At 66.8% G+C, this 1,520-nt stretch carries 3 protein-coding genes; all 3 read right to left on the bottom strand.

The window, feature by feature from the left end; translation table 11 throughout:
* On the bottom strand, window positions 1-703 hold a 703-nt coding region (locus tag AC1VAN_RS21595; protein WP_480986715.1), incomplete at its 3' end, for a hypothetical protein.
* Window positions 704-739: 36 nt separating this feature from the next.
* Window positions 740-1,174 carry a hypothetical protein gene (locus AC1VAN_RS21590; protein WP_165780911.1) on the bottom strand — a complete coding sequence of 145 codons (435 nt, stop codon included), beginning with the start codon at window positions 1,172-1,174 and terminating at the stop codon, window positions 740-742.
* Between the two features lie 118 nt (window positions 1,175-1,292).
* Window positions 1,293-1,520 (bottom strand): magnesium chelatase subunit ChlI family protein (locus tag AC1VAN_RS21585; RefSeq protein ID WP_480986714.1); only part of this gene is annotated, 228 nt, incomplete at its 5' end.

The raw sequence follows: 1,520 nt of genomic DNA, 5'->3' as shown, positions 1-1,520 counted from the left end.
AGGCCTGCTGCAGCGGCAGCTCGTCACCGGTGGCCAGCAAGCGCGCCAGCACCTCCGGCAGGGTCTGGTACAGATCGACAACGGCACGGGTGACCAGGTCCGATTCAGCCGCGTGCAGCGAATCCATCACCCAGTACGCCTGGCCCTGCAGCGGGCCGGCCAGATGCGCGATCAGCGGCCGCACCACCTGCACGCACATCGCATCCACCAGGGCGCCCTGCACCGATTCCACCCAGGCTTCCGGGTCTTCCAGTGCACCGGCCATGCTGGCGCGCGCCTTGTCCAGCACGGCCACGCGCACCGTGGCGATGGCGGTCTCGGTGATGGCGTTCACTTGTTCTTCGACGATGCGGCGCAGCGTCGCGCTGATCGGCCGGGTATAGCTGCGCGGGCCGATGGTGAACGAAAGCTCCTCGCCGGAGGGCCGGCTGAGCAGCTTCCACAACTCCTTGTCCAACGCCGGATACGGCGCGGTGCGCATGCCCGCGCGGAAGCCGGAATCGCTGGTAAGCACGATGCGGCGCCGCGGTGCCTGCGCGCGCTTGAAATCCGATTCAAGGAAATCGCGGAAGTACTGCGAGATCCGCACCGCGATTTCGCGCATCTTCGTTTCACCCAGAGGCCCGCCGCCGCCGGTTGCCGCAGGTGTCAGCGGGGTGGACGCATCGGAGGTCGGCAGGTGCGGCGGCTGGGGAGTGCTCATGTATGGCTGGGCGGGCACCTGGCAAGACAGGCACCGCTAGGGACTGGGTCCTGCATGGTCGCACGCGTCGCCCACGGCGGGGAGGGGGCCAGTGCCCTCCAGTACCGACGGCAGGATCATGTGCGACGTCAGCGATCGCCAGAACAGCGACTCGTCGTAGCTGTCGAAGTCGGTCCGGACCAGAATCGGCGACGGCAGACCCTGCGCGCGCAGGCGCAGGCGGATACTGGCCACTTCCTCGCTCAGCCCCATGCCGAACAGCACCAGCTGCACCTTCGCATCGCGCAGCACGAACGATTCCTGCAGGCGCGTGCCGAGGCCGGCCGCAAGGAACGTTCCCACCAGGTCGTAGTTGCGCCATTCCAGCACCGACAGGCCGCTGTCCACGCTGTAGATCGATTCCATGCGGATCAGGCCGCGCCGTCCTATCGTCCGTGATATCCGCTGACGGGCGGCCTCCTGCCCGCCCATGATGAGCATCCTGAGCAAAACCGCGTCTCCTTGTGTATGGGCTCGCGGAAATGGTCAGGGCGCAGGTGGCATGGCAGATATCAGATGAATCTGATTCCTTCGTGCATGCAACAGAGTGCTATGCACCTGGTTTGCCCCGGTCCAGCTGCCGGTAGCCAATGGCCTCGGCCAGGTGCGCGGCCCGGATGGTCTCGCTTTCGGCAAGATCGGCAATGGTGCGTGCCACGCGCAGGATGCGATGCATCGCCCGCGCCGACAGCTGCAGGCGCTCGATGGCTTGTTCCAGCAGGTCCTGGTCGGCTTCGCTCAAGCGCGTGCACGCGCGCAGGGCAGCAGGCGGCAGGTG

This window comes from Stenotrophomonas sp. 05L44_2 (assembly GCF_056665995.1).
The sequence above is the reverse complement of the archived record's forward strand: the minus strand, read 5'-3'. Positions and strand labels throughout refer to the sequence as shown.